The following is a 23,732-nucleotide window of genomic DNA, read 5'->3' on the forward strand; positions in this document are numbered from 1 at the left end:
TGGCACCGTTGGCACCGGACGCACCCGTGGCACCCGTCGCGCCCTGCTGACCCGTCGCACCCGTCGGACCGGCAGGCCCAGTATCCCCGTCAGAACCCGTCGGTCCCGTCGGACCTGTCGGACCCATGGGTCCCGTCGGACCGGTGGGGCCATTCCCCGGGAAGTCGTCACAGAACGGCACGGGGCCCTGCGTCGAGATGAAGCGGGCGCTCATCCAGCCGCTGCCATTGGAGAGCAGGTACCACAGCGAGTTCCCGCCGACGTTCTGGCCGACCACCTGGCAGGCGATGGAAACCGTTCCGCCGGAGGGTACGTTGCCCACGATCGCCGACTGGAGGGTGGGAGCGCTGCGGATGTTCTGAGAGGTCTGGGAAATGACCGTCCCGGACACGCTGGCCGCCACCCGGCCGGCCATCACTCGGTTGACCGCCTGCGAACCCATGGGGTGAGGGGCTCCGTGAGCGATGTCCATGGGGCACAGCGCCAGGGTCATTCCCAACGACATGGCACCCAAGGTTGAACGGGACAGGATGTCCCAGCTTCTCGATTTGTGCATCTCGGATTCCTTACCGGGTCTGCGTGGATCGGAGCCGTGACTGTGACAGCCGCAACAGCACCAGGGCATATGCGCCACGCCGTTTATCTACCGTCCGAGTACGAACAGTTCCCCTTGTGGGTGAGGGAAGCCTGAGCTATCTGCCCCCATTCGCATATTAGTTGGACCAATTACCCATTCCGTCCCGTCTGCCTGCGCGCCCTCGAGAACTCCGTGTCGCGTCGCGACCGCCGGATTGCGGCCCACTAGCGTCGCTTTCCTCGGTGACCGGATCGGCCGATCCCGTACACCGCACCAATTCACCGTGGAGCGTTACTCCGTAGAAGCCAGATTGGAAGAGTTATATGACAAATCTGATCGACCGTCCTGCCGAAGAAATGCCAACCACGCTGCACCGCAAGCCGACAATCTGCCTATGCATGATCGTCAAGGACGAGGCGCAGGTCATCGAGCGATGCCTGAACTCCGTGCGCGACCTGGTGGACACATGGGTCATCTCCGACACCGGCTCACGTGACGGAACACAGGAACTGATCCGCGCCACGATGAAAGGGATTCCGGGGGAACTCCACGAGGACCTCTGGGCCAACTTCGGCCACAACCGCACCCTGAACATCCAGCGCGCACGCGGCAAGGCCGACTATCTCCTGCTCATCGACGCCGACATGGCCGTCCGACGGGAAGGCCCGCTGTCCGAACTTTCCGAACTGAGCGCCGACTCTTATATGTTGCGTCATCTCGGCACCCTCGAATATCGCATTCCTCGGCTGGTCAAAGGGGACATCCCGTGGCGCTACGAGGGCGCGACCCACGAATTCCTGGCCACCGCCCAGCAGCACACCGTTGCCGATCTCTCAGCTCTCAGCATCGAGCATTTCGCCGACGGCGGCTCGCGCGGGGACAAGTTCACCCGGGACGCCCGTCTGCTGCGCGAGGATCTCAAGCGCAATCCGAACAATCCCCGCACGGTCTTCTACCTCGCCCAGACCCTCCGTGACATGGGCGAGACCCGGGAAGCGATCGCGATGTACGAGCGTCGGGCCGGTATGGGCGGATGGGAAGAGGAGGTGTACTACGCCCTGCTGCAAGTGGGAGTGCTCAAGGCCGACAGCGGTGACTGGCCCGGCGCCATGGACGGCCTCACCCGCGCATGGGAGAGCCGGCCGCAGCGGTTGGAGGCCTGCTACGAACTGGCCTCCCGGCTGAGGAAGATGGGTCGCTATCAAGCGGCCAACGCGGTTGCCGTCGCCGGCCTCAACCGGCCCCTCCCCGAGGACTGGCTGTTCATGGAGCCCTGGATCTACAGCTGGGGTCTGCTCTTCGAGCACTCCATCACCTCCTACTGGACCGGCGACGCGCGCGGATCGCTGGCCTCCTGCGATCGTCTCCTCGCCCTGCCCGACCTTCCGGACACCCACCGCGAACAGACCATCAGCAACCGTAAATTTGCGGCCGATCTTGTCGCCGCGCGCTCCAGCCGGTCAGCACCCGCCACCTTTTCCTGCGCGAAGACCGCATAACAACGCGCGGGACGGTCAGCGCGCCCGGCCCCCGGACAGGGTCGGCGGCTGCCACGGATGACCGTTCATAAGGTTCTCCAGACCCGCCCAGGAGAAGTTCATCAGGGTGGCCGCGGCCTCCTTCGCCGAGACGCCCGGGGTCTCGTTCGCCCACCCGGCAAGCGACTCCGCGGCCCCCACGAGCGCCTGCGCCAGCCCCGACACATCGCGGTCGGGCAGCGCCGGATCATGGTGCACCTCGCGTGCGGCCGCCCCGATCAGACCGGTCACAAACGCAACGATCTCGTCCCGCATCACCGTGACCTCGGTAGCGAAGGGCTCCCCGTGCGTGCGCGCCTGGCGGTGCAGCACCGTCCAGCCGTCCGGGTGCTCCGCCGTGTGTGCGAAGAACGCGCGCAGCCCGGCCCACAGTTGCCGATCGGCCGGAAGGCCCGGCACCGCCCCCGCCCGCACCGCGTCGACCAGCGCCTTCGCCTCGCGCCGGATACAAGCGGTGAAAAGTTCTTCCTTGGAGTTGAGGTACAGGTAGACCAGTGGCTTGGAAACTCCGGCCAGCTCGGCGATCTCGTCCATCGAGGCGGCGCGGTATCCGCGCCGCCCGAAGGTCTGCACGGCAGCGTCCATCATCTGCTGCTCACGCACGGCACGCGGCATCCGTTTGCTCTTCACAGCACCCACGTCGACTTCCTCCCACCCCCGCTGTGCCACTCCTCGGCAAGAGTACGGCGCGGGTCTCCTCGTCCTCGTACGGAGCAGGAGGCCGCAGGGCTCAGATGGCCGGTTGTCGTCGTATCGGCGGCGGGCCGCCGCGCCGCGGGCCCCTCCCCCGGCTGGAGGAGAGGCCCATGGAGGAGAGACCCATATGTGACGGACGGGGCACCGCAGCGTCTGCCCCGTCCGTCGTAGCGCTTGTTCCCGACTACGCGGGGACCGGCACGCGCTTCGGCTCGGCGTCGCTCACCTCGGCGTCGCTCACCTCGGCGTCGCTCACCTCGGCGTCGTCGACCGGGGAGGACGAGGCCGAGTTGTACGCGTCGTGGTCGAGGATCTTCTCGCGCGCCGAGACGATCACCGGGACCAGCGCCTGGCCCGCCACGTTCGTGGCCGTACGCATCATGTCCAGGATCGGGTCGATGGCCATGAGCAGACCGACGCCCTCCAGCGGGAGGCCCAGCGTCGACAGCGTGAGGGTCAGCATGACCGTCGCACCGGTGAGACCGGCAGTGGCCGCGGAACCGATCACCGAGACGAACGCGATGAGGACGTAGTCACCGACACCCAGCTGGACATCGAAGATCTGCGCGATGAAGATCGCCGCCAGCGCCGGGTAGATCGCGGCGCAGCCGTCCATCTTGGTGGTGGCGCCGAACGGGACCGAGAAGGAGGCGTACTCCTTCGGGACACCGAGGCGCTCGGTGACCTTCTGGGTGACCGGCATCGTGCCGACCGAGGAGCGGGAGACGAAGGCCAGCTGGATCGCCGGCCAGGCGCCCTTGAAGAACTGCAGCGGGCTGAGCTTGGCGGCGGTGACGAGCAGCAGCGGGTACACACCGAACAGCACCAGGGCGCAGCCGATGTAGACGTCGGCGGTGAACGTCGCGTACTTGCCGATCAGCTCCCAGCCGTAGTCGGCGATCGCGTAGCCGATGAGGCCGATGGTGCCGATGGGGGCGAGGCGGATGACCCACCACAGGGCCTTCTGGAGAAGCTCCAGGACGGACTCGCTGAGGGTGAGGATCGGCTGGGCCTTCTCACCGAGCTGGAGAGCGGCGACACCGGCGACGGCGGCCATGAAGACGATCTGGAGCACGTTCAGCTCGGTGAACGGGGTGATCACGTTGTCCGGAATGATGCCGGTGAGGAAGTCGAGCCAGGAGCCCGCCTGCTCCGGCAGCTTGCCGTCCTTCGGGGTCAGTCCCGTACCGGCACCCGGGTTGGTGATCAGGCCGATCGCGAGGCCGATGGCGACCGCGATCAGCGAGGTGATCATGAACCAGAGCAGAGTGCGGGTGGCCAGCCGGGCGGCGTTGTTGACCTTGCGCAGGTTGGTGATCGACACCAGGATCGCGAAGAAGACGAGCGGCCCGACGGCCAGCTTCAGCAGCTGGACGAAGGTGTGGCCGACCTGGTCGAGCGTGGCGTAGAGCCAGTTGATGTCGTACGCACGGGCAAGCCACCCGAGTACGACACCGAGGACGAGACCGGCGATTATCTGGGCCCAGAACGGGACCTTGGGTATACGGAAACCGGAGCCGGAGCCGGAGCCGGACGGGCTGTCGGTCGCGGCGGCGGACGCGGGATTCGCGGACACGGACACACTCCAGATGTGACGCATCGGGGCGCACGGGTGCGCCGTGCGGGGAGACGGGGTGCGGCGCCCGCGTCAGGGGCGGCGCCGCTGCATGGTGCCGGTTCAGACGTTGCGGCAACAGACCGCGGACATACAGCGGCATAGATCGACATGCAGGCGCTCCACGAGCGCGACGCTCGCGGCGAATCGATGGCGCGCTGCTGTCTTCATGCCGAACACGTTAACACTTGAACTTTGAGAACCTCAAAGTTCTTCTTTGGTCTTCTTCGGGCGACAACGCGGATGCCGGAGTGTCCGGCATGCATGCGGAAACGACGAAACCCCAGTACAGGAGCGCTTGCTCCGGCACCGGGGTTTCGTACGGAAACTGTGCGGGGTGTGAGGAACCTTACGTGACCCTTGGGTCATCCTCACCGGGACATCACTGGGCGACGTGGTCCTCGCGGGTCCGGTTCGCGTCGAGCCGCGCCTTTGTGCGGTCGACCCTGGCCACGATCTGCGCGGACATCTCGTCACGCTGCTTGCGCAGCAGCACAAAGCTGAGCGGTGCGGACAGGACCAGCGCGAGCAGGATCACCCAGACGAAATCGGAGTCATTCGCACCCGAGGGAAACAGGCCGAAGTGGACGGCCACCGCTGTGACGACGAGGCAGCCGACGAAGATGCTGAGGCGCATCGCGGTGTACCGAATCGTCGCACCCGGCTTGGCAGCGGACACAGTTGGCCCCTCTCTACGTACGGCAGTCCTGCGATCCTGCCCGACCAGTGAAGCATGCCCGGGATTCGATCACTTCGGAGGGCTGCACCAAACGGTCTCCGACGGCACCACGGGCCCCTCCGGCGGATCGGGGTGGGTCAGACGCGCATCGGCTGCGGCGACTCGCGCCGCTCGGCGTCCGGCCCCGGGTACTCGCGGATGATCTCGTACCGGGTGTTGCGCTCGACGGGCCGGAAGCCCGCGTCACGGATCAGGTCCAGCAGATCCTCACGGCCGAGCTTGTTCGGCGTGCCGTAGTTGTCCGCGTCGTGCGTGATCTTGTACTCGACGACCGAGCCGTCCATGTCGTCTGCGCCGTGCTGCAGCGCGAGCTGGGCGGTCTGCACCCCGTGCATCACCCAGAAGACCTTGACGTGCGGGACGTTGTCGAAGAGGAGCCGCGAGACCGCGAAGGTCTTCAGCGCCTCGGCACCGGTCGCCATCGTCGTCCGCGCCTGGAGCTTGTTGCGGACCTTGCCGTCCTTCATGTCCACGAAGTCGTGCTGGTAGCGCAGCGGGATGAAGACCTGGAAACCACCGGTCTCGTCCTGGAGTTCACGCAGTCGCAGCACATGGTCGACGCGGTGACGCGGCTCCTCGATGTGCCCGTACAGCATCGTCGCCGGGGTCTTCAGACCCTTCTCGTGGGCGAGGCGGTGAATGCGTGACCAGTCTTCCCAGTGGGTGTTGTGGTCCACGATGTGCTGGCGGACCTCCCAGTCGAAGATCTCCGCTCCGCCACCGGTCAGCGACTCCAGACCGGCCTCGATCAGCTCGTCGAGGATCTCGGAGGCCGAGAGCCCGGAAATGGTCTCGAAGTGGTGAATCTCGGTGGCGGTGAACGCCTTGAGGGAGACCTGCGGCAGGGCCTCCTTCAGCGCGCTGAGCGAGCGCGGGTAGTAACGCCAAGGGAGGGTGGGGTGCAGCCCGTTGACGATGTGCAGCTCGGTGAGGTTCTCGCCCTCCATCGCCTTCGCGAGCCGGACGGCCTCCTCGATGCGCATGGTGTACGCGTCCTTCTCGCCCGGCTTGCGCTGGAACGAGCAGTACGCGCACGACGCGGTGCACACATTGGTCATGTTGAGGTGCCGGTTGACGTTGAAGTGCACGACGTCGCCGTTCTTGCGCGTACGCACCTCATGGGCGAGGCCGCCGAGCCAGGCCAGGTCGTCCGACTCGTAGAGGGCGATGCCGTCCTCACGGGTCAGTCGCTCCCCTGCGCGGACCTTCTCCTCCAGCTCGCGCTTGAGCCCAACGTCCATGCGGCTGCCTCCCAGTTGTCGACGTGCTGTGCCTCTCCCGGTCGGTACCGGGCAAAACCCCCGGTCCCCCCGGGGGTTCCACCACGTTACGCCTACACCTCCTCGGGCAGTTCCCCGACCCGGTTCTCCCACTTGGTGGAGAGCACGATCGTGGTACGCGTGCGCGAGACGCCCCGCGTACCGCTGAGCCGGCGAATGGTCCTCTCCAGCCCGTCCACGTCACCGACCCGCACCTTGAGCATGTACGAGTCGTCGCCCGCGATGAACCAGGCGTCCTCGATCTCCGCGAGGTCCTTCAGCCGGCGCGCCACGTCCTCGTGGTCGGCGGCGTCGGAGAGCGAGATGCCGATCAGGGCCGTGACCCCGAGCCCCAGGGACGCGGCGTCGACGGTGGCGCGGTAGCCGGTGATGACACCGGCGGTTTCCAGCCGGTTGATGCGGTCGGTGACGCTGGGCCCGGAGAGCCCGACGAGCCGCCCCAGCTCGGCATACGAGGCCCTGCCGTTCTCCCTGAGGGCCTGGATGAGCTGCCTGTCCACCGCGTCCATATGACTGAAACCTTCCATTGTTCAGCAGTATCGCGAGTCTATGTGTAGAATCTAAGGCATGCAGGCCACAACGCCTGCAAATCTTCCCGAGCATCCAAAAAATGCTTTCGAATCTTCAGGAGTGAGAACACCGTGTACTCGATCGAGATGGCCTACGCCCGAATGCGCGAGCTGCAGGACCTGGCCAACCGCTCGCGTGCCCACCAGCCCGCCGCCGCGCAACGGGTCGACCGGACCCGCGCCCCGCGCGCCAAGAAGAAGCGCTGACCACAGGCTCAGTCCCCCTGGGGCCCGCCTCAGTCGCGAGAGCCACCACCGAGCTCTCCCTCCCATCGGCGGTACAGGTCGTGCGGCACCCCCGCCGCGTCCAGCACCCGCCCCGCGACGAAGTCCACCAGATCCTGGATGTGCGTCGCCCCCGCATAGAACGCCGGAGAGGCGGGCAGTACGACGGCGCCCGCCTCGTCCAGGCTCACCAGATGCTTCAGCGTCTGCCCGTTCAGCGGTGTCTCCCGCACCGCGACGACCAGTTTCCGCCGCTCCTTGAGCGTCACGCTCGCGGCCCGCTGGAGCAGATCCTTCGAGAGTCCGAGCGCCACCCCGGCCACACACGCCGTCGAAGCCGGGACGATCAGCATCCCCTTCGCCGGGTACGACCCCGAGGACGGCCCCGCTCCGAGATCACCGGCCGCCCAGTGCCGTACGCCCTCGACGTCCACATCGAAGGCGTGCGGCTTCCCGTCCGCCCCGCGCGCCAGCCAGCTGCGCAGATCCTCCTGCCAGTGCGCATCGCGGAACGCGATCCCGGTCTCGTCCAGCAGCGTCAGCCGCGACGCCCGGCTCACCACGAGATCGACGTTCTCTCCCGCGGCCAGCAGACCGCGCAGCACGGCGGCGGCGAATGGGGTGCCCGAAGCACCTGAAACCCCGACAATCCAAGGCTGCCGCTGGTGCTGACTCACTGAAGTCCCGGAATCCACACACCCGAGCCTATCCGGCTGCCCGAACCCGGAACCGAGTAAGGTGCCTCAGACGTTTCTGGGGTGGATACAAAGGCGACACGGAACGTCAGGGGGCATCGGTGGCCGCATCGTCGGATCGATTCGCGCCGGCATGGCGCACGGGCGACCGCGCGAAGGCCGCCGCGGGAGCACGCCCGCACGCGCCCCGCTGATGCCGTAGTTCCGCTTGCCCCGGCGTCCCTGTGTCCCGCCGTCCCGGCTCAGACCGTCAGGCCGCGCACCAGCAGATCCAGCAGCGCACACGCGAACAGCGCTATTCCGATGAACCCGTTGACCGAGAAGAACGCCCGGTTCAGCCGGGACAGATCGTGCGGCCGCACCACGCGGTGCTCGTACACGAAGGCGACGGCGACGATCACCATGCCGACCCAGTAGAACTGGCCCGCCTCCGTAGCCAGCCCGAACCAGACCAGCAGCCCGGTCGTCACCACATGGCAGACCCGCGCCCCCCACAGCGCGGCCGGGATCCCGAACCGGGCCGGCACCGACAGCACCCCGTGCGCCCTGTCCGCCTGGACGTCCTGGCAGCCGAAGATCAGGTCGAAGCCACCGATCCAGATCCCGACCGCGAGACCGAGAATCACCGCGTCCCACGACCAGCTGCCGGTCACGGCCAGCCAGGCACCGATCGGCCCTATGGCCTGCGCGATCCCGAGTATGGCGTGCGGATAGTTGGTGAACCGCTTCCCGTACGGGTAGACGACCATCGGGATCACGGCGACCGGCGCGAGCGCCAGACACAGCGGGTTGAGCAGCGCGGCCGCCCCGAGGAAGGCCACCACGGCGACGAGCGCCCCGGTCCACGCCGACTTCACCGAGACCGCGCCGGTGACCAGTTCCCGGCTCGCGGTGCGCGGATTACGGGCGTCGATCTCCCGGTCGATGATCCGGTTGCAGGCCATCGCGAACGTCCGCAGCCCCACCATCGCGATGGTGACGAGCAGCAGCGTGACCCAGTGGATGGACTTGTCCGCCTGGAACATCGCGGTCAGGGCGGCGATGTACGCGAAGGGCAGCGCGAAGACCGAGTGCTCGATCATCACGAGCCGCAGAAACGCCTTGACCTTGCTGTTCGGTTGTACGGGCCCTGAGCCCAGTGCTGCTTCAGCGGCGCTCACAGTCCGTATTCCTTCCACCGGCGGTCGACCTTCGCCGCCGTCTTCGGGTCGGACTCGACCATGTCCGGCCAGCCCCCGTCCCGGGTGTAACCCTCCTCGGGCCACTTCTTCGTCGCGTCGATACCCGCCTTGCCGCCCCAGAACTGCTGGTAGGAAGCATGGTCGAGATGATCGACGGGCCCTTCGGTGACCGTCAGATCCCGTGCGTAGTCGGTGTTGCCGAGCGCCCGCCACGCCACCTCGTGCAGATCATGGACGTCGCAGTCGGAGTCCACGACGACGATCAGCTTGGTCAGCGACATCATGTGCGCACCCCAGATGGCGCTCATCACCTTCTGGGCATGCTTCGGGTACTTCTTGTCGATCGAGACGATCGCACAGTTGTGGAAGCCGCCCGCCTCCGGCAGGTGGTAGTCCACGATGTCCGGCACGATGATCTTGAGGAGCGGCAGGAAGAACCGCTCCGTGGCCCGTCCCAGCGGCCCGTCCTCGGTCGGCGGCCGCCCCACCACGATCGACTGCAGCAGCGGACGCTTCCGCATGGTCACGCAGTCGATGGTCAGTGCGGGGAACGGCTCCTGCGGCGTGTAGAAGCCGGTGTGGTCGCCGAACGGCCCCTCGGGAAGCATCTTCCCGGGCTCCAGCCACCCCTCGATGACGACCTCCGCCTGCGCCGGGACCTGCAACGGCACGGTCTTGCAGTCGACCATCTCGATCCGCTTGCCCTGGATGAACCCGGCGAAGAGGTACTCGTCGATGTCCCCCGGCAGCGGCGCGGTGGAGGCGTACGTCACCGCGGGCGGCGCACCGAACGCGATGGCGACCGGCAGCCGCTCCCCGCGCTTGGCGGCGACCTGGTAGTGGTTGCGGCTGTCCTTGTGGATCTGCCAGTGCATCCCGATGGTGCGCCGGTCGTGACGCTGGAGCCGGTACAGCCCCAGATTCCGTACGCCGGTCTCCGGGTGCTTGGTGTGCGTGAGCCCCAGATTGAAGAACGAGCCGCCGTCCTCGGGCCAGGTGAAGAGCGCGGGCAGCTGATCCAGATCCACGTCGTCGCCGGTGAGCACGACCTCCTGCACGGGCGCGCTTTCCGGCTTCACCTTCTTCGGCGGCACATGAACCATCGAGCCGAGCTTCCCGAACGCCTCCCGCACCCCGACGAAACCGTGCGGCAGCTCAGGCTTGAGCAGCCCGCCGATCTTGTCGCCGATGTCGGCGTACGACTTCAGCCCGAGCGCCTTGAGCAGCCGCTTGTCGGTCCCGAAGACATTCATGGCCAGGGGCATGGAGGACCCCTTGACGTTCTCGAAGAGCAGCGCGGGCCCGCCCGCCTTGTTCACCCGGTCGACGATCTCGCCGACCTCCAGGTAGGGGTCGACCTCGGCCTTGATGCGCTTGAGCTCGCCCTCGCGCTCCAGGGCCCGGAGGAGGGAACGAAGATCGTCGTAAGCCATGCCGTCCAGTTTGTCATCACCGTCGCAGCGATCACCCGGGGGACCGCTCCTAGCCGGTACACATGAGTGGGTCCTGGACCCACCCATGTGTGCTAGGCGCATCCCGAACGGTGTTGGATGCGCTGGGTTCCCGCTTTCGCGTCCCGTTCGGCGGCACGCCTCTGTGGGCGTGGTCCGTGGCGGGTGGGCGGGTTCCCTCACGCCCCCGTGCACCTGGTCGGGCCTGGGCGGTCCGATGCCCGTGCACATCGCTCTGGTGTGCACGGGGCGGTGCCGTCCGTCGCCGGATCGGGTGTCCGAGGGCGCGTCGTCCAATCGCGATACCGGCGGCATCGTGACGGGACATCCTGCGGTGCGGGGTGACCAGTGGCTTCTGCCAGTGCTGGGCGCCCCACACGCTGGTGTAGGCGGGGTCGACCGCGACGACCGCGAGGCCGTGTTCGGCGGCCATGGAGACCAGCCGGGCCCTGAGCTTACCGGTCGGGATGCCGGAGATGAGCTGCCGGAACCGTTTCCGGCGGCCGTGCTTCTCCCGGGTCTTCTCGGCAGTGAAGTCGAGATCCTCGATGGCGATCGCGCTCGCACCGGTCTGTTTGGCCCAGTGCAGGAGCCGGGTCAGGGCGTGGCGGATCTGGGCGTCGCGGTGCGTGGCGGTACCGGACAGGTCGTAGAAGAACCGGCGCGGTTCGCCGACCGGGTTGCCGTGGGGGTCGAGGTGGTAGGCGGCGAGGTGGTCGGCGTTCGTGTCCACACCGACCATGCCCCGGGCCTGGGCGGTCTCAAGCGGGACCGTCTGGACGGCGGGGCGCTGCCAGGACGCGGTGAGGTACCAGCGGCCACGGCCCACATCGTGGTGGATGCGGTAGGCGACGGCCCTGTTCGCGGCGATGCGGTCGGCCCACTCCACACCCCGGTGCGCGAACGCGACGGTGGAGGCGAGGGTGTACCGGCCGTGCCTGGCATTGGCCAGGTGGGCCAGCGGGGCAGGCAGCTTGATCGACACTTCGCCGGTGTCGGTGACGCGGATCGTCTCGTTCCCGAACCGCTTCCCCGACTCACCGTCCGCTGCCAGGAACCAGCGCTCCGCCTCCCAACGCTCCCGCCACTGCTCCTCGGTGAGCTGGGCCTGGGCGAGGTGGTGGCGGGTGTTCAGGAGACGCTTGCCGCCCCGCACGACCCGGACCCGTCCGGTCTGCCGGTCACGAACCGCCGAACTGTGGCGGGCTTCCAGGGCTTTAAGGCGGCGGGACTTGTGGAACCACTCACCCCGGGAACGAAAGCCGCCCGGGGACCGTTTCGTCCCGGGCGCGCCGATGGGGAGGGACAGGCGGTGCCGCAGGGTCCTGATTCCGGCTTCGAGTGTCTGGATGTGGGCGGTCTGGCAGCGGCGGGCGAGTGCCCACTGGTCGTGTGTGGCCTTGGTGATCGCACCCGCGATCCGCGACGACGACGCCCCAGTCAATCCCCGCTTCCGCGACGCCCAGGACTCCGCACCGTGCTCCAGACCATCCGCGCAACGGGCCTTCAGGTCACGCGAAGCCAGACGCCCCTGATGCTCGCCCACCAGACGCAGAACCTTCTCGTCCTGGGGCGTGAGGTGCTTGAGACGGTCGCGGACCGCCACCCCGCACGGCCCAGGCACCACGAACGGCGCCGCCAACTCCCGCACACCACCCACCACAACACCCCCTCCCTCAAAGCCGGACAGCCACCACCCAGTCCAACGAGCACCAGCAGCCAAGGTCACCCATTCGGCACCAGAACTACCGTTCCCACCCAGCGAACCCGTCGGCAGGACTCGCTCCAGCTCACCAAACCGACAGCAGTTCACAACCCCTGAGCGTCATCGGCCTCCGTGCCCCGGCCCGCCGACCGGACCTGTTGAAGTCGCCCGCCCCTGCTCTCGGCGATGCGCAGCGCATCGGTCAGGCATTCGGCCAACCGGACAGCGGTGAACCGGAGTTCCTTCGCCGTCGCGCCGTCGGCGGCAATGATCGGCCTGGCGCAGTCGAGGACCTCTGCCCCCATGCCGAGTTGTACGACTTCCATCTGATCCGCGACGCGCGACACATACCCATGGCCGTCCGTACGCAAGTAGCACGGTCCGCCGTCCGGCCGGGCCCATGGAAGTAACCGGGCACAGGTGGCGTCGAGTTGCTCTGAGGGACTCATGAAGTCGAGATTGGACCGGTTGACCGGTCCAGTCAAGTCATTCGGGGCTGCTTCCACCCATCGGGTAGCTGTCGACCTGCTCCCAGAGGTGCGCCGGGGTCACACCCTCCTCGCACACCAGCACGCGCCCGTCGCTGTCGATCGCCACGTGGAGGACGACCGCGACGGCGGCCGGCAGCGTGAGGCCCAGCTGCCCGGCCTCGCTCTCGGTGGCGAGGCGCACCGAGAGCACGTCCGTCCCCCGGGCCGGGAACCGGCCGAGCATCCGGGCGACGTAGCGCGTGGTCCCTTCCGCGATCGGCCCCTTCTGGGCGAGCTTGGGGCAGGCGTCGGCCACCTCCTCCGGAAACCAGGCGGCGACCAGGGAGAGTGGCGTGCCGTCATCGAGCAGCATCAGCCGATCACGACGAAGGGCAACGGCACCGCTCCCCAGCCCGAGGGCCTCGGCCACTCCTGCCGGTGGCTCCTCCCTGCCGGGCGTGCCGAGACGGCGGAACGGGCTGCCGCCGGATACGCGGGCCGAACCTGCGGTCCGCCGCCCCGCCGGGCGGGCCACGGGAGTCTCGACGACCGTGAAGCCCGAGCCCTGCCGGGCCACGACGAGCCCGTCGCCGCGCAGGACGTCCATCGCCTTGATGACCGTGGCCCGCGACACCGACCACTGCTCGCACAGGTCGCGCCCAGACGGAAGGAGATCCCCCGGGCCGAACTCCCCGTCCGCGATCCTGACGCGCAGGGTCTCGGCGATCTGCTCGTACTTGAGTAGCGGCACAGCGGCCTCCTGGTAACTGGACTGGTTGACCGGCCAGGTTAGCTAGTTAAGTCGACCTGGTCGGGTTCACTAGTGAAGTCGTTAGGTTGATCCGGGCACACCCACCGGGACTCCGACCGCGAACGGGACGGGCATTCATGACAGCTCACCGAGTACCGCAGGCGATCATCGACTTCTACACCTCGGCCATCAACGAGGCGGACCGGCTGTCCGTACCCGCCGACGGCGTCCTGGAGATGGTCCGCACCCAGGAGCTCCTGCGCCGCCACCTCCCGCCCGCACCGGCATTCGTGCTCGATGTCGGCGGCGGTCCCGGAACCCACGCCCGCTGGCTCTCCGAGGACGGCTACCGGGTGCACCTCGTCGACCCGGTGCCGCGTCACATCGCGGAGGCCGAGAGCGCCGGGTGCAGTGTCGAGCTGGGGGATGCGCGAGCCCTGACCGCGCGGGACGACTCGTACGACGTGGTCCTGCTCCTCGGGCCGCTGTACCACCTCGTCGACCCCGCCGACCGCCGGGCCGCCCTGGCCGAGGCCCGCCGAGTGGTCCGGCCGGGCGGGCTGGTCGCCGCGGCGGGCATCAACCGGTACGCCTCGCTGTTCGAACACACCGCCCTCGCACACCTCGACCGCCCGTCCCTCCAGGAGGGCATCAGCCGCATCCTGGCCACCGGTTCGCACGACGGCAGGAAGGGATTCACCGAGGCGCACTTCCACACCGGCCCCGAGCTGGAGGCCGAAATGCGCGAGGCGGGCCTCGCCGACACCCGGGTGTACGGCGTCGAGGGCCCTTCCTGGGCCCTGCTGAAAGCGACCGAACAGCACACCGGGGAGTCCCTCGTCGAATCGCGGATGTTCGCCTCCGTCCTGGCCGCCGCCCGCATGGCGGAGGCATACCCCGATCTGTTGGCCGCCGGTTCCCACCTGCTAGCCGTGGGACGCCATTGACACCGGTTACCCTGGGCCCGAACCGGGGCGGGACAAGCCCCGCCAACTCTCCGCAGGGGGACCTTTCCATCATGTTCCGGGCCCTGATGTACCTCGTGCCTCTGGCGCTGACGATCTACGCGTTCATCGACTGCCTGAACACCCCCGAGGACGAGGCCAAACACCTGCCGAAGATCGCCTGGGTCTTCATCATCCTGCTGTTCTGGATCGTGGGCCCGATCGTCTGGCTGGCCGCGGGCAAGATGCGCCGGGCGCCGGCCGGGGGCCGTACACCGTCCGAATGGCACCGCAGTCACCGCTCGCAGTGGGTGGCGCCGGACGACAACCCGGAGTTCCTGAAGTCCCTGAAGGAAGAGAACAAGAAGGACGAGTCGCTCCTCAAGGACTGGGAGGCGGATCTGCGCCGCCGCGAGGAGGAGCTCAAGCGCCGCGAGAGCGGGGGAAACACGAGCCCCTCCGACGATTGAGGGGCATCGGCTGGTTTACGAGGCCGTTACCGCTCCGCGCCCCTGATCGTTCGAAAAACTTCACCATGCTCCAACTTCCTGTCGATACCCTTGAGTTGACGGTGTGACAGATCGGATGGGGCATCGGCGCTGGGGGTGCTGTGGAGAGAGAGCTGCACGGGCGCGAGGCGATCTTCGGCAATGACGGACTTGCGGCGCGCCTGACCGGTCTCACTCCGTACGGCTCCGCCCGGGTCGCCTACGAGCACCGTGACGATCCGCCGGTCGCCGTGCTGACCGGGGGCCGTGGCATGGGCAAGACGGCCGTGCTCAAGCAACTGCGCCATCTGTACCGGGAGATCACCCCTGTCGCACTGGTCGACTGCGAGGCCGTCGTGCCGCCCGCGGACCCGGGGCCGGGCTGGACTCCGGTCACCGGGGCACTGCCCGAACTCGCCACCCAGCTGACGGCGAAGGTACGTGCCGCGCGGCCGGTGCAGTTTCCCCGGCTGAGTCTCGGCCTGGTGGCCGTTGCCTCGATCTCCTGGACGCGGGAGGACGAGACGCAGGCGCAGCGGGATCTGCAGTCGCTGGGCCCTGTGCTGGCGACCGTCGACACCCGCGGGGACGCTGCGGCGGGCTGGGTCACCAAGGTGCTGGCGAAGCTGGCCTCGGCTGCCTTCGACTCGGTGGTGCCGCTGGCCGGAATGGTCGCGGAGGCCACGGTCGAAACGGTGCTGGAGGAGACGTTCAGCCGGTTCCAGCGGCGTTCGGCCGACTGGTACGGGAGCTATCCGCACGCGGGCGGCAACGGCAGGATCGGGCTGAGGCAGCTGGCGGTCGATTTCGAGCGCGGCGGCGATCTGCGCCGCCGGGCCGAGGATCATCTGGTGCTCGCGCTGGTCACGGATGTGGTGCGGGCGTACGGGGGGCTGGCGCGCGGTGCCCGCCGGGGCCGTCCGGTGCTGCTGCTGGACAACGCGCACACGGTGCTGGGCAGGCAGCTGGTCGAGCCGGTGCTGCGGCAGCGGGCCTCCGGGGTGCGCGATCAGATCGCCGTGTTCGCCTCCTCGCGTGCCCGTGACCACGAGGGGCTGAGCCATGCCGTGCGCAAGCGGCTGCCCGAGGTGGCACACGGTTCGCACTGGGTGCGTGGTTCGGAGGTGACGTCCGGGATTCTTGCCGTGGAGCTGACCGCGCTCGGCCCGGCGCATGCGCAGGCGGCGTTCGACCGGCACGATCCGGTGGGCCGCACCCCGGCCGGGCTGGCGCGCGGCGTGCACCGGCTGACGGGTGGGCGCCCGCTGGGTGTGGCGCTGTTCGCGCAGGCGGCCGGCAAGGCGTTGGTGCCGGGAGCCCCGCAGCCCGGCACGCCCCGGCCTCAGGCTCCTCAGGCTCCTCAGGCTCCTCAGGCTCCTCAGGCGACGCTGGTGCCTGGGGCGCTGCTGGACCGCATGGTTGAGCTGCGCGAGGGCCGGGCGCCGGTGCGGGTGGCGGACGAGCTGCTGGCGCAACTGCTGCCGGGGCAGCAGCTCGACGTGCTGAGCGTGCTGGCCGCCGCGCACGGTGAGGACTCGGCGCGGCTGCTGGCCACGGCCCGGCTGCGCGGCCGGTCGCTGGACGGCGATGTGGCCCTGCAGGTGCGGGACATGCTGCGAGAGCAGGACTGGCCGGTCGGTCCCGAGTACTTCGTCGCCGATCCGCTGCTGCGGTCGCTGCTTCTGCACCGGCTCCGGTTCCAGGACGACGACCATCCGCACTACGCGGTGTGGCGTGCGGTGCACGAGACGCTGCGCACGGCGTACGCGCCCGGGGGCCGCTGCCCGAGTGTCCCGCACCGGCTGCACCAGGAGCTGGTGCTGGGCAGGACGAGGGACTGTGTGACACATCTGCGCGAGCGGTTCACCGACGGGGATGTGACGGCGTGGCTCGGCTCGTTGCGGTTCATCGCCTCGGCTCCGTATCCGCGTCCGCCCGGTCATGCCGGCCCCGATCCGCGGCAGGCGGTCGCGCTCGGCCGGGAGGCGGCCGGTTCGCTGCCGGACGGGGAGACGGGGCTCGCGGGGCTCGGCGAGCGGGCCGTGGAGCTCCAGTTGCAGCTGCGTCGGCTGCTGCACGCCGTATGGCTGCTGTCCGATCCACTGGCTCTGCCGGACGAAGAGGTGATCGACAAGATGGCGCACGAACTGCGACAACTGTCCGGCAGGCATCCGACGGGCAACAGCGTGCTGTGGGACGCGGCGACGTACTGGCCGCAGGACATCAGGGCCTGGCGGCCGCTTTCCATGCCGCCCGGACCACCGGACACGGGCGGAAGCGGGCAGGGGCGGGGAAACGGAGGCTCGGATGCGTAATCCGCTGCGATATCGCGTCTGGTACACGGCGAGGCAGAAGGCCGTCACCACGGTGGTGGTGGGCGCACTGGCCGTCACGTCCGGCTGGTACGGCATCGGCCGGATCACCGCCCCCGAGGACCGCTCCTGCGCGAAGGGGGTCGAGCGGCCGCAGGGCAGCGACGAGTGCATAGGCGTCTCCGGCGACGGATACGACTTCGGGCAGTCGAAGCTGGCCGAGGTCGCCGCGGCCATCGGCCGGGAGAACGACACCCTGAAGCCCGGCCGGTACGCGACGGTCGCGCTGCTGCTGCCGCTGACGTCGACGGACGAGGCCATGCAGGCGAAGATGCGGCACGAGCTGCAGGGCGCGTTCGCCGAGCAGTACCGGGCCAACCATCTGTCGAACGAGCAGGTGCCGAAGATCCGGCTGGTGCTCGCCAACACGGGGAAGAACAACCTGCTGTGGAAGCCGACGGTGGACCGGCTGAAGAAGATGACCGGGGCCCCGGACCATCTGCGGGCCGTGTCGGGGGTCGCCACCAGCAGTACCCAGGTCAGGTCGGCGGTCAAGGAGCTGACCGCCGCGCACATCGCGGTCGTCGGTACCACGATCACCGCCGACGACATCGCCAACGGCCCGGCCGGCGACCCGTTCCCCGGTCTGGCGCGAGTGTCGCCGACGAACCGGGACGAGGCGCGTGCGCTGGCGCACTTCGGGGAAGTGAGGGCGGACAAGGCGCTGCTGGTGCAGGACACCCGCACCGGGGACCACTACACGGACACGCTGCGGGCGGCGTTCACCTCGCTGGTGAAGGGCACGCGGTACGAGCCGCAGCTGTTCACCTCGCGCGATGACCCCAACGACGAGGGCACCACGGCCAACACGTTCCAGCAGATCACTCACCTCATCTGCGACACGGATGCGGAGACGGTGTTCTTCGCCGGACGCCACACCCAGCTGCGCCAGTTCATCAACGCCCTGGGGGCCCGCGGCTGCCAGAGCCGCCCGTTCACGATCCTCACCGGCGACGAGGGCTCGTACCTCGGCAAGGACAAGAAGCTCGACCGGAGCGCGCTGCGCCGCAAGGTGACGGTCCGCTACGCCTCGCTGGCGCACCCGGACGCCTGGGCGGCGGCGAAGGAGAAGGGCGGGGCGGCGACGGGCGGTTCCCCGGCTGACTACCGGAGCTTCCTGGACCTGCTGGCCACAGGGGCGAAGAAGCCTGCGGGCCCGGTCGGTCCGACCGGTCACCAGGAGCTGGCCGACGGCCACGCCATCATCGCGTACGACGCGATGATGCTGGCGGTGCACGCCATCCGGCAGGCGAGCGGGGACGGCAAGAAGCTGCCGCAGCCCGCGGATGTGGGTGAGCAGTGGCCGCGGGTGAAGGGGTCGCTGCGGGTGTCGGGGGCCAGTGGCTGGATCTGTCTGGACAACCACGGGAACCCGTACAACAAGGCGGTGCCGGTGGTGGAGCTGGCGCCCGAGGACGCCCGTCAGCGGTTCGTGTCCATCGCCTGGCCGGAAGGAACGCCGCCGGACCCGAAGTGTCTGCCGCCCTCCTCGGCGCCGTGACGCCGCGTCACTGCTCGGCCGCCGCGTACTCCTCGCGGAGCCCCGCCCACCGGACCGGTGTCCACTTCGACCAGTCGGCGGGGTATCCGTCGAGCGCGTCCACGAGGTAGCGGAAGTGGTCGTGCCAGCCCGCGAGGCAGTCCAGGCGCAGCTCGTCGTCGCCCTGGAACTCGTTGGTGAAGCGCAGCAGCACATGATCGCCGCGCGGTGGCTCCAGGTGGAAGCGGATGCGGCCGTGAGGTCCTTCGAGGGTGTATTCGGCGACCCGTTCGATGTCCCAGGCGGTGACGGTGCCGGAGGCGACCGTGGCATGCCCGTCGCGGTCGGTGTTCAGCCAGCGCAGCGTGATCGCTCCGCCGATGCGCGGTTCGAACGCGTCGGCGGCGGCGAGCCAGCCGGGCAGTCCCCTGGAACTGGCTACGGCTGCCCACACCCGTGGGACGGGGTGGGGCAGCCGTAGTGTGAACCGCAGAGTGTGCCGGTCACCGTGGGTTTCGCTGGTGCCACGCTCGATGACGGGAGTCGCATCGGTCATGGTTCCAGCGTGGCCCGGTGGTGTGCGATCCGCACCCTTACGACCTGGGGCCGATAGAGAGCGGGCTCGCGCCGCCCTGCGACGCTCCCTGATCCACTCGCTATCGCCCCCAGGTCGTTACGGGGCGGGACCGTCAGACGCCGGCGTAGGAGTGCTTGCCGGTGACGAAGATGTTGACGCCGTAGTAGTTGAAGAGCCAGCAGCCGAAGGCGATCAGTGCCAGGTAGGCGGCCTTGCGGCCCTTCCAGCCTGCGGTGGCGCGGGCGTGCAGGTAGCAGGCGTACGCGACCCAGGTGATGAAGGACCAGACCTCCTTGGGGTCCCAGCCCCAGTAGCGGCCCCATGCGTCGCCCGCCCAGATGGCGCCCGCGATGATCGTGAACGTCCACAGCGGGAAGACGGCGGCGTTGATGCGGTACGAGAACTTGTCGAGCGAGGCGGCGGCGGGCAGCCGGGAGAGCACGGACTGGGCGAACGAACCGGGCTGCCCGCCGTTCGCGAGCTTGCTCTCGTAGCTGTCGCGGAAGAGGTAGAGCAGGGTGGCGACCGCGCCGATGTAGAAGACTGCGCCGCAGAGGATGGCGGTGGAGACGTGGATCCACAGCCAGTACGAGTGCAGTGCGGGCACCAGCTGGGCGCTGTCGGTGTAGAGCCACGTGGTCGCGATGCCGAGGTCCAGCAGGACGGTGGTGACCAGGAGCAGCCCCATCCAGCGGACGTTCTTCTTCAGCGCGAGGAGGGTCAGGTACGCGCCGACCGCCACCGTGGAGAAGGTGATGGAGAACTCGTACATGTTGCCCCAGGGGGCACGCTGCACGGACAGCGCACGGGCGAGGACACCGCCGGCCTGCACGACGAAGGCGAGCACGGTCATGGAGATCGCCACGCGTCCGTACAGGTCGCCCTTGAACGTGCCGCCGGCCGCGCCGGGCCCGTCCGGGACGTCACGGGTACCGGCTGCGGAACGTGTAATGATCTTCGGGCGGTCCAGTACGGCGGTGCCGCCGCCCTTCCGCGCGACCTGCACCTTCACCGGGGCGCCGGCCGCGGCTTCCTCGGTCCCGGTGAGCGCGGCGGCGGTGCGGCCGACCTTGCTGCGGCTGCCGAACACCCATTCCGCGATGTGCGCGAAGAAGGCCAGGGTGTAGACGGCCATCGACGAATAGATCAGCACATTGCTGGTGTTTGCCAGGTTCTCGTTGGTTGCGGCGGCGAGATTCACTTCTCAGCCCCTTCGGCAGGTTCTTCGGAGGATTCTTCGACGGAGCCGGGTTCGGATCCGGGGTCGGTGTCAGGGCCGGGCGCTGTGGGCGCCACGTCGTTGAGCGTGACCGCGAGATCGGCCAGCTCCTCGGGAAGCTTCGCGGACTCGCTGCGGCCGAGACCCGCCATTTCGACGACGGTGACGCCGTCCGCACCGCGTACGGCCCGCACCCAGATGCGGCGCCGCTGGATGAACAGGGAGCCCGCGAGTCCGACGATCGCGGCGATGGCGCCGGTGAGCGCCCAGCCGCTGGCGGGCTGCTCGGAGATCTGGAAGCTGGCCCACTCCTCGACGCCCTCGAAGGTGATCGAGCCGGCGCCGTCGGGCAGCTTCATCGTCTCGCCGACCGCCAGGCGCTGCTTGAGCTGGTTGCCCTCGCTGTCCTTGAACTGCTCCATCTTGGACGTGTCCAGCTGGTACACGTTCTGCGGCAGTCCGGAGTCGACACCGAGACTCCCGTAGTAGCCGTTGAGGGCGAGCCGCGGGTTGTCGGCGGCCGGGAACTGGGAGTACATCGTGCCCTTGCCCTCGCCCGCGAAGGTCGGCACGAAGAAGGCCTGGAAGCCCAGCTGGGTCTTCTTGCCGTTCTTGTCGCGGTAGCCGTCCATCACCTTGATCACACCGTTCGAGGTGACGTTGTTGTCGAAGGGCAGCAGCGGCACGGCGTCGCGGTAGACCTCCTTGCCCCGGCCGTCCTTGACGGAGACGACGGGCGCGTAGCCGTGCGCGTTCAGATAGACCTTGGTGCCGTCGATGTCGAGCGGCTCGTTGACCTTGATGACGGACTTCTGCGGCTTGCCGTAGGCGCCCTCCGAGTACGTCACATGGGCCTCGAAGGTCCTGGGCGTACCGGTCTGGGGGCCGCTGCGCTCGTACGTACCGATGAACTCGTCGAGCTCGAAGGTGAACGGGACGAGCGAGTCGTTGTCGAACAGCGAACCGGACTTGAAGTCGTCGTACATGGGCAGCGCGTTGGAGAAACCGCCGCCCTCGACGACCAGCTTGCCGCCCTCGGACTTGAAGAGCTGCCCCCAGGCGAACGCCACCAGCATCACGATCAGCGCGATGTGGAAGATCAGGTTCCCGGCCTCGCGCAGATAGCCCTTCTCGGCGGCGACCGCGTTCCCGGCGATGTGCGCGCGGTAGCGGCGCCCCCGCATCATGGCGAGCGCGGCCTCGCGGACCTGCTCGGGCTCGGCCTCGGTGCGCCAGGTGGTGTACGCGGGCAGCCGTGTCAGGCGCCCCGGGGCACCCGGCGGGCGGCCGCGCAACTGGCCGATGAACTGGCCGGTGCGCGGCACGATGCAGCCGATGAGCGAGATGAACAGCAGTATGTAGATCGCGGAGAACCACACCGAGCTGTAGACGTCGAAGAGCTGGAGCTTCTCGTAGATCGGCGCGAGGGTGGTGTGGGCCTTCTTGAAGGACTCCACCTTCATTTCGTCCACGCTGTTCTGCGGGATCAGCGAGCCGGGGATGGCGCCGAGCGACAGCAGGAAGAGCAGGAGCAGCGCGACCCGCATCGAGGTGAGCTGCCGCCAGAACCAGCGGGCCCAGCCGACGACGCCCATGGCCGGCGGATTGGCCGCGCTCTCCTCGCTCGGGGCGGTGGAGAGCTGGGAGCCGGCCGCACCGAGTTCGCCGGCGTTCTCCCGGTCCTGCTCGTCCCGGATCTCCCGCTCGTCACGGCGCTCGCGCTCCGGGGCAGGGTTGGACTTGGTGTTGCTCATGGAACTCAGATCCCCACAGTGAAGCCGCCGGACCAGCCCTGCATTTCCTGCATCATGGTGTCCCACACGCCGGTCAGCAGGAGCAGCCCGGTCGTGATCATCATGACGCCGCCGATCCGCATGACCCATGCGTAGTGGCGCTTGACCCAGCCGAACGCCCCGAGCGCCTTGCGGAAGGCGACCGCGGCGAGGACAAAGGGCAGACCGAGACCGAGACAGTAGGCGACGGTCAGTATCGCCCCGCGCCAGGCGGTGCCCTGCTCCATCGCGAGGAAGCTCACCGAACTGAGCGTCGGGCCGAGGCACGGGGTCCAGCCGATTCCGAAGAGGGCTCCCAGCAGCGGTGCGCCGGTCAGCCCGGTCACCGGCCTCTTGTGGATACGGAATTCGCGCTGCGTCATCCACGGCATCAGGCCCATGAAGAAGATCCCCATCAGGATCATCAGCACACCGAGGACCTTGGAGAGCGTCCCGCTGTACTGCTGGAGGGTCTGGCCGAAGAAGCCGAAGAGCGCGCCGCCGGAGACGAACACGGCGGTGAAGCCGAGCACGAAGAGCGAGGCGCCCGCGACCATGCGCCCGCGTCTGGCCTGCGCCAGGTCGGTGCCGCTGACGCCGGTGACGTAACTGAGGTAGCCGGGCACGAGCGGCAGGACGCACGGCGAGAAGAACGAGACGAGTCCGCCGAGCGCGGCGACGGGCAGGGCGACGAGCAGCGCCCCGCTCATCACGGTCTCGTTCTGGTCCGCGACGGCGGCGAGGGTGAGCACGGAATCACTTCTCCGCGATCAGCGGGTCGATCATCTTGTGCAGCTTCTCGGAGTCGAGCGCGGTCAGGTAACGGGCGGCGATCTTCCCGTCCTTGTCCAGGACCACGGTCGACGGAATGGCCTGCGGACGGAGCGTGCCCTTGGGGAAGCGGAGCAGGAGCTCGCCGTTCGGGTCGAAAAGGCTCGGGTAGGGGATCCCGTATTCCTTCTCGAAGGCCTGCGCGGGGCCCTTCTGGGCGTCGCGCGTGTTGATCCCGACGAACTGGACGTCCTGGTCCTTCGTCTCCTTCGCCACCCTCGCGAAGTGCTGGGCCTCCGCACGGCAGGGCGCGCACCACGAGCCCCATACGTTCAGCACGACGACCTTGCCCTTGTAGTCGGCGACATCGAGCTGCTTGCCGTCGAGGGTCTCACCGTCGAGCTTCGGGGCGGCCACGCGGTCCGCCTTGGCGACGGTGGAGATTCCGCCACTGCCCGTGACGAAGTTGGTGTTGCCACCACCGCCGGCCTTGTTGCCGTCCCCGCCGCACGCCGTCAGCGTGAGTGCGAGTGCGACGGCCGCTGCGGGGGCGGCGAGCAGGGTGAAGCGGCGTCGTGGTGCGCGGCCATAGCTCATGTGAAAAGTTTCGCATGGCA

At 68.5% G+C, this 23,732-nt stretch carries 23 protein-coding genes and 1 pseudogene; 7 read left to right on the plus strand and 17 right to left on the minus strand.

Going from position 1 to position 23,732, the window contains the following annotated elements:
- The first annotated feature begins 143 nt into the window (after window positions 1-143).
- A complete protein-coding gene (locus ACH4EW_RS29430; protein ID WP_398262147.1) occupies window positions 144-362 on the plus strand; it encodes a hypothetical protein in 219 nt (72 codons plus the stop codon).
- Here the strand turns inward: ACH4EW_RS29430 and ACH4EW_RS29435 are convergent.
- A pseudogene (locus ACH4EW_RS29435) lies at window positions 254-625 on the minus strand (hypothetical protein); the annotation flags it as partial. The gene ACH4EW_RS29430 and the pseudogene ACH4EW_RS29435 sit on opposite strands and share 109 nt — an antisense overlap.
- Before the next feature lie 350 nt (window positions 626-975).
- On the opposite strand from ACH4EW_RS29435, the gene ACH4EW_RS29440 reads away from it, so the two are divergent.
- Window positions 976-2,076, plus strand: a complete 1,101-nt coding sequence (locus ACH4EW_RS29440) for a glycosyltransferase (RefSeq protein WP_398262081.1) — start codon at window positions 976-978, stop codon at window positions 2,074-2,076.
- Window positions 2,077-2,091: 15 nt separating this feature from the next.
- Here ACH4EW_RS29440 and ACH4EW_RS29445 read toward each other — a convergent pair whose 3' ends face one another.
- From ACH4EW_RS29445 to ACH4EW_RS29465, 5 genes are all read right to left on the minus strand, one after another.
- Window positions 2,092-2,730, minus strand: coding sequence for a TetR/AcrR family transcriptional regulator (locus ACH4EW_RS29445; protein WP_398262135.1), 639 nt, complete (start codon window positions 2,728-2,730; stop codon window positions 2,092-2,094).
- 265 nt (window positions 2,731-2,995) lie between these two features.
- Window positions 2,996-4,387 (minus strand): dicarboxylate/amino acid:cation symporter, encoded by a 1,392-nt coding sequence (locus ACH4EW_RS29450; RefSeq protein ID WP_398262083.1) that lies wholly within the window; start codon window positions 4,385-4,387, stop codon window positions 2,996-2,998.
- A 421-nt stretch (window positions 4,388-4,808) separates the two neighbouring features.
- The gene (locus ACH4EW_RS29455) at window positions 4,809-5,105 is read right to left on the minus strand and encodes a DUF4229 domain-containing protein (protein ID WP_398262085.1); all 297 of its coding nucleotides are present in this window, start codon (window positions 5,103-5,105) and stop codon (window positions 4,809-4,811) included.
- 137 nt (window positions 5,106-5,242) lie between these two features.
- Window positions 5,243-6,406: an aminofutalosine synthase MqnE gene (gene mqnE, locus ACH4EW_RS29460; RefSeq protein ID WP_266360700.1), complete on the minus strand. Its 1,164-nt coding sequence runs from the start codon at window positions 6,404-6,406 to the stop codon at window positions 5,243-5,245.
- A gap of 92 nt (window positions 6,407-6,498) precedes the next feature.
- The gene (locus tag ACH4EW_RS29465; protein WP_351198473.1) at window positions 6,499-6,954 is read right to left on the minus strand and encodes an Lrp/AsnC family transcriptional regulator; all 456 of its coding nucleotides are present in this window, start codon (window positions 6,952-6,954) and stop codon (window positions 6,499-6,501) included.
- Between the two features lie 132 nt (window positions 6,955-7,086).
- Here ACH4EW_RS29465 and ACH4EW_RS29470 point away from each other — a divergent pair, with 132 nt between their 5' ends.
- Window positions 7,087-7,221 carry a hypothetical protein gene (locus ACH4EW_RS29470; RefSeq protein WP_398262087.1) on the plus strand — a complete coding sequence of 45 codons (135 nt, stop codon included), beginning with the start codon at window positions 7,087-7,089 and terminating at the stop codon, window positions 7,219-7,221.
- A gap of 29 nt (window positions 7,222-7,250) precedes the next feature.
- Here ACH4EW_RS29470 and ACH4EW_RS29475 read toward each other — a convergent pair whose 3' ends face one another.
- From ACH4EW_RS29475 to ACH4EW_RS29500, 6 genes are all read right to left on the minus strand, one after another.
- A complete protein-coding gene (locus ACH4EW_RS29475) occupies window positions 7,251-7,916 on the minus strand; it encodes a UbiX family flavin prenyltransferase (protein ID WP_398262137.1) in 666 nt (221 codons plus the stop codon).
- A gap of 260 nt (window positions 7,917-8,176) precedes the next feature.
- Complete coding sequence (mqnP, locus tag ACH4EW_RS29480; protein WP_398262089.1) at window positions 8,177-9,094, minus strand: menaquinone biosynthesis prenyltransferase MqnP; 918 nt, start codon at window positions 9,092-9,094, stop codon at window positions 8,177-8,179.
- Entirely contained in the window at window positions 9,091-10,548 is a 1,458-nt protein-coding gene (locus ACH4EW_RS29485; RefSeq protein WP_398262091.1) for a menaquinone biosynthesis decarboxylase, read from the minus strand. Before ACH4EW_RS29485 ends, mqnP begins: the two co-directional genes overlap by 4 nt.
- Window positions 10,549-10,597: 49 nt before the next feature.
- Window positions 10,598-12,226, minus strand: coding sequence for an IS200/IS605 family accessory protein TnpB-related protein (locus ACH4EW_RS29490; protein ID WP_398262139.1), 1,629 nt, complete (start codon window positions 12,224-12,226; stop codon window positions 10,598-10,600).
- 149 nt (window positions 12,227-12,375) lie between these two features.
- Complete coding sequence (locus ACH4EW_RS29495) at window positions 12,376-12,720, minus strand: hypothetical protein (protein ID WP_398262093.1); 345 nt, start codon at window positions 12,718-12,720, stop codon at window positions 12,376-12,378.
- Between the two features lie 37 nt (window positions 12,721-12,757).
- Window positions 12,758-13,492: a GntR family transcriptional regulator gene (locus tag ACH4EW_RS29500; RefSeq protein ID WP_398262095.1), complete on the minus strand. Its 735-nt coding sequence runs from the start codon at window positions 13,490-13,492 to the stop codon at window positions 12,758-12,760.
- A gap of 137 nt (window positions 13,493-13,629) precedes the next feature.
- Here ACH4EW_RS29500 and ACH4EW_RS29505 point away from each other — a divergent pair, with 137 nt between their 5' ends.
- From ACH4EW_RS29505 to ACH4EW_RS29520, 4 genes are all read left to right on the plus strand, one after another.
- Window positions 13,630-14,439, plus strand: coding sequence for a class I SAM-dependent methyltransferase (locus ACH4EW_RS29505; RefSeq protein ID WP_398262097.1), 810 nt, complete (start codon window positions 13,630-13,632; stop codon window positions 14,437-14,439).
- A gap of 71 nt (window positions 14,440-14,510) precedes the next feature.
- Window positions 14,511-14,906, plus strand: a complete 396-nt coding sequence (locus tag ACH4EW_RS29510) for a PLD nuclease N-terminal domain-containing protein (protein WP_398262099.1) — start codon at window positions 14,511-14,513, stop codon at window positions 14,904-14,906.
- A 140-nt stretch (window positions 14,907-15,046) separates the two neighbouring features.
- Window positions 15,047-17,239 (plus strand): hypothetical protein, encoded by a 2,193-nt coding sequence (locus ACH4EW_RS29515; RefSeq protein ID WP_398262101.1) that lies wholly within the window; start codon window positions 15,047-15,049, stop codon window positions 17,237-17,239.
- Window positions 17,232-18,797, plus strand: a complete 1,566-nt coding sequence (locus tag ACH4EW_RS29520) for a hypothetical protein (RefSeq protein ID WP_398262103.1) — start codon at window positions 17,232-17,234, stop codon at window positions 18,795-18,797. The genes ACH4EW_RS29515 and ACH4EW_RS29520 overlap by 8 nt, the downstream gene beginning before the upstream one ends.
- Window positions 18,798-18,804: 7 nt before the next feature.
- On the opposite strand, the gene ACH4EW_RS29525 is transcribed toward ACH4EW_RS29520, so the two are convergent.
- The 5 genes from ACH4EW_RS29525 to ACH4EW_RS29545 all read right to left on the minus strand — a co-directional run bounded on the left by ACH4EW_RS29525 (window position 18,805) and on the right by ACH4EW_RS29545 (window position 23,712).
- Window positions 18,805-19,332 carry an SRPBCC domain-containing protein gene (locus tag ACH4EW_RS29525; protein ID WP_398262105.1) on the minus strand — a complete coding sequence of 176 codons (528 nt, stop codon included), beginning with the start codon at window positions 19,330-19,332 and terminating at the stop codon, window positions 18,805-18,807.
- 133 nt (window positions 19,333-19,465) lie between these two features.
- Entirely contained in the window at window positions 19,466-20,554 is a 1,089-nt protein-coding gene (gene ccsB, locus ACH4EW_RS29530; RefSeq protein WP_398262107.1) for a c-type cytochrome biogenesis protein CcsB, read from the minus strand.
- Complete coding sequence (locus ACH4EW_RS29535; RefSeq protein ID WP_398262109.1) at window positions 20,551-22,326, minus strand: cytochrome c biogenesis protein ResB; 1,776 nt, start codon at window positions 22,324-22,326, stop codon at window positions 20,551-20,553. The genes ccsB and ACH4EW_RS29535 overlap by 4 nt, the downstream gene beginning before the upstream one ends.
- Before the next feature lie 5 nt (window positions 22,327-22,331).
- On the minus strand, window positions 22,332-23,054 hold the full coding sequence (locus ACH4EW_RS29540; protein ID WP_398262141.1) for a cytochrome c biogenesis CcdA family protein: 723 nt from the start codon (window positions 23,052-23,054) through the stop codon (window positions 22,332-22,334).
- Between the two features lie 46 nt (window positions 23,055-23,100).
- Window positions 23,101-23,712, minus strand: coding sequence for a TlpA family protein disulfide reductase (locus ACH4EW_RS29545; protein WP_398262111.1), 612 nt, complete (start codon window positions 23,710-23,712; stop codon window positions 23,101-23,103).
- Window positions 23,713-23,732 lie beyond the last annotated feature (20 nt).

It is taken from the genome of Streptomyces sp. NPDC018000 (assembly GCF_044328025.1).
Classification (GTDB): Bacteria; Actinomycetota; Actinomycetes; order Streptomycetales; family Streptomycetaceae; genus Streptomyces.

Coding starts and splice junctions, on each gene's coding strand:
- ACH4EW_RS29440 (WP_398262081.1), top strand. CDS start 976: ATGATCGTCAAGGACGAGGCGCAGGTCATCGAGCGATGCCTGAACTCC.
- ACH4EW_RS29445 (WP_398262135.1), bottom strand. CDS start 2,730: ATGCCGCGTGCCGTGCGTGAGCAGCAGATGATGGACGCTGCCGTGCAG.
- mqnE (WP_266360700.1), bottom strand. CDS start 6,406: ATGGACGTTGGGCTCAAGCGCGAGCTGGAGGAGAAGGTCCGCGCAGGG.
- ACH4EW_RS29465 (WP_351198473.1), bottom strand. CDS start 6,954: ATGGACGCGGTGGACAGGCAGCTCATCCAGGCCCTCAGGGAGAACGGC.
- ACH4EW_RS29485 (WP_398262091.1), bottom strand. CDS start 10,548: ATGGCTTACGACGATCTTCGTTCCCTCCTCCGGGCCCTGGAGCGCGAG.
- ACH4EW_RS29495 (WP_398262093.1), bottom strand. CDS start 12,720: ATGAGTCCCTCAGAGCAACTCGACGCCACCTGTGCCCGGTTACTTCCA.
- ACH4EW_RS29505 (WP_398262097.1), top strand. CDS start 13,630: ATGACAGCTCACCGAGTACCGCAGGCGATCATCGACTTCTACACCTCG.
- ACH4EW_RS29510 (WP_398262099.1), top strand. CDS start 14,511: ATGTTCCGGGCCCTGATGTACCTCGTGCCTCTGGCGCTGACGATCTAC.
- ACH4EW_RS29520 (WP_398262103.1), top strand. CDS start 17,232: ATGCGTAATCCGCTGCGATATCGCGTCTGGTACACGGCGAGGCAGAAG.
- ACH4EW_RS29525 (WP_398262105.1), bottom strand. CDS start 19,332: ATGACCGATGCGACTCCCGTCATCGAGCGTGGCACCAGCGAAACCCAC.
- ACH4EW_RS29535 (WP_398262109.1), bottom strand. CDS start 22,326: ATGAGCAACACCAAGTCCAACCCTGCCCCGGAGCGCGAGCGCCGTGAC.
- ACH4EW_RS29540 (WP_398262141.1), bottom strand. CDS start 23,054: ATGAGCGGGGCGCTGCTCGTCGCCCTGCCCGTCGCCGCGCTCGGCGGA.
- ACH4EW_RS29545 (WP_398262111.1), bottom strand. CDS start 23,712: ATGAGCTATGGCCGCGCACCACGACGCCGCTTCACCCTGCTCGCCGCC.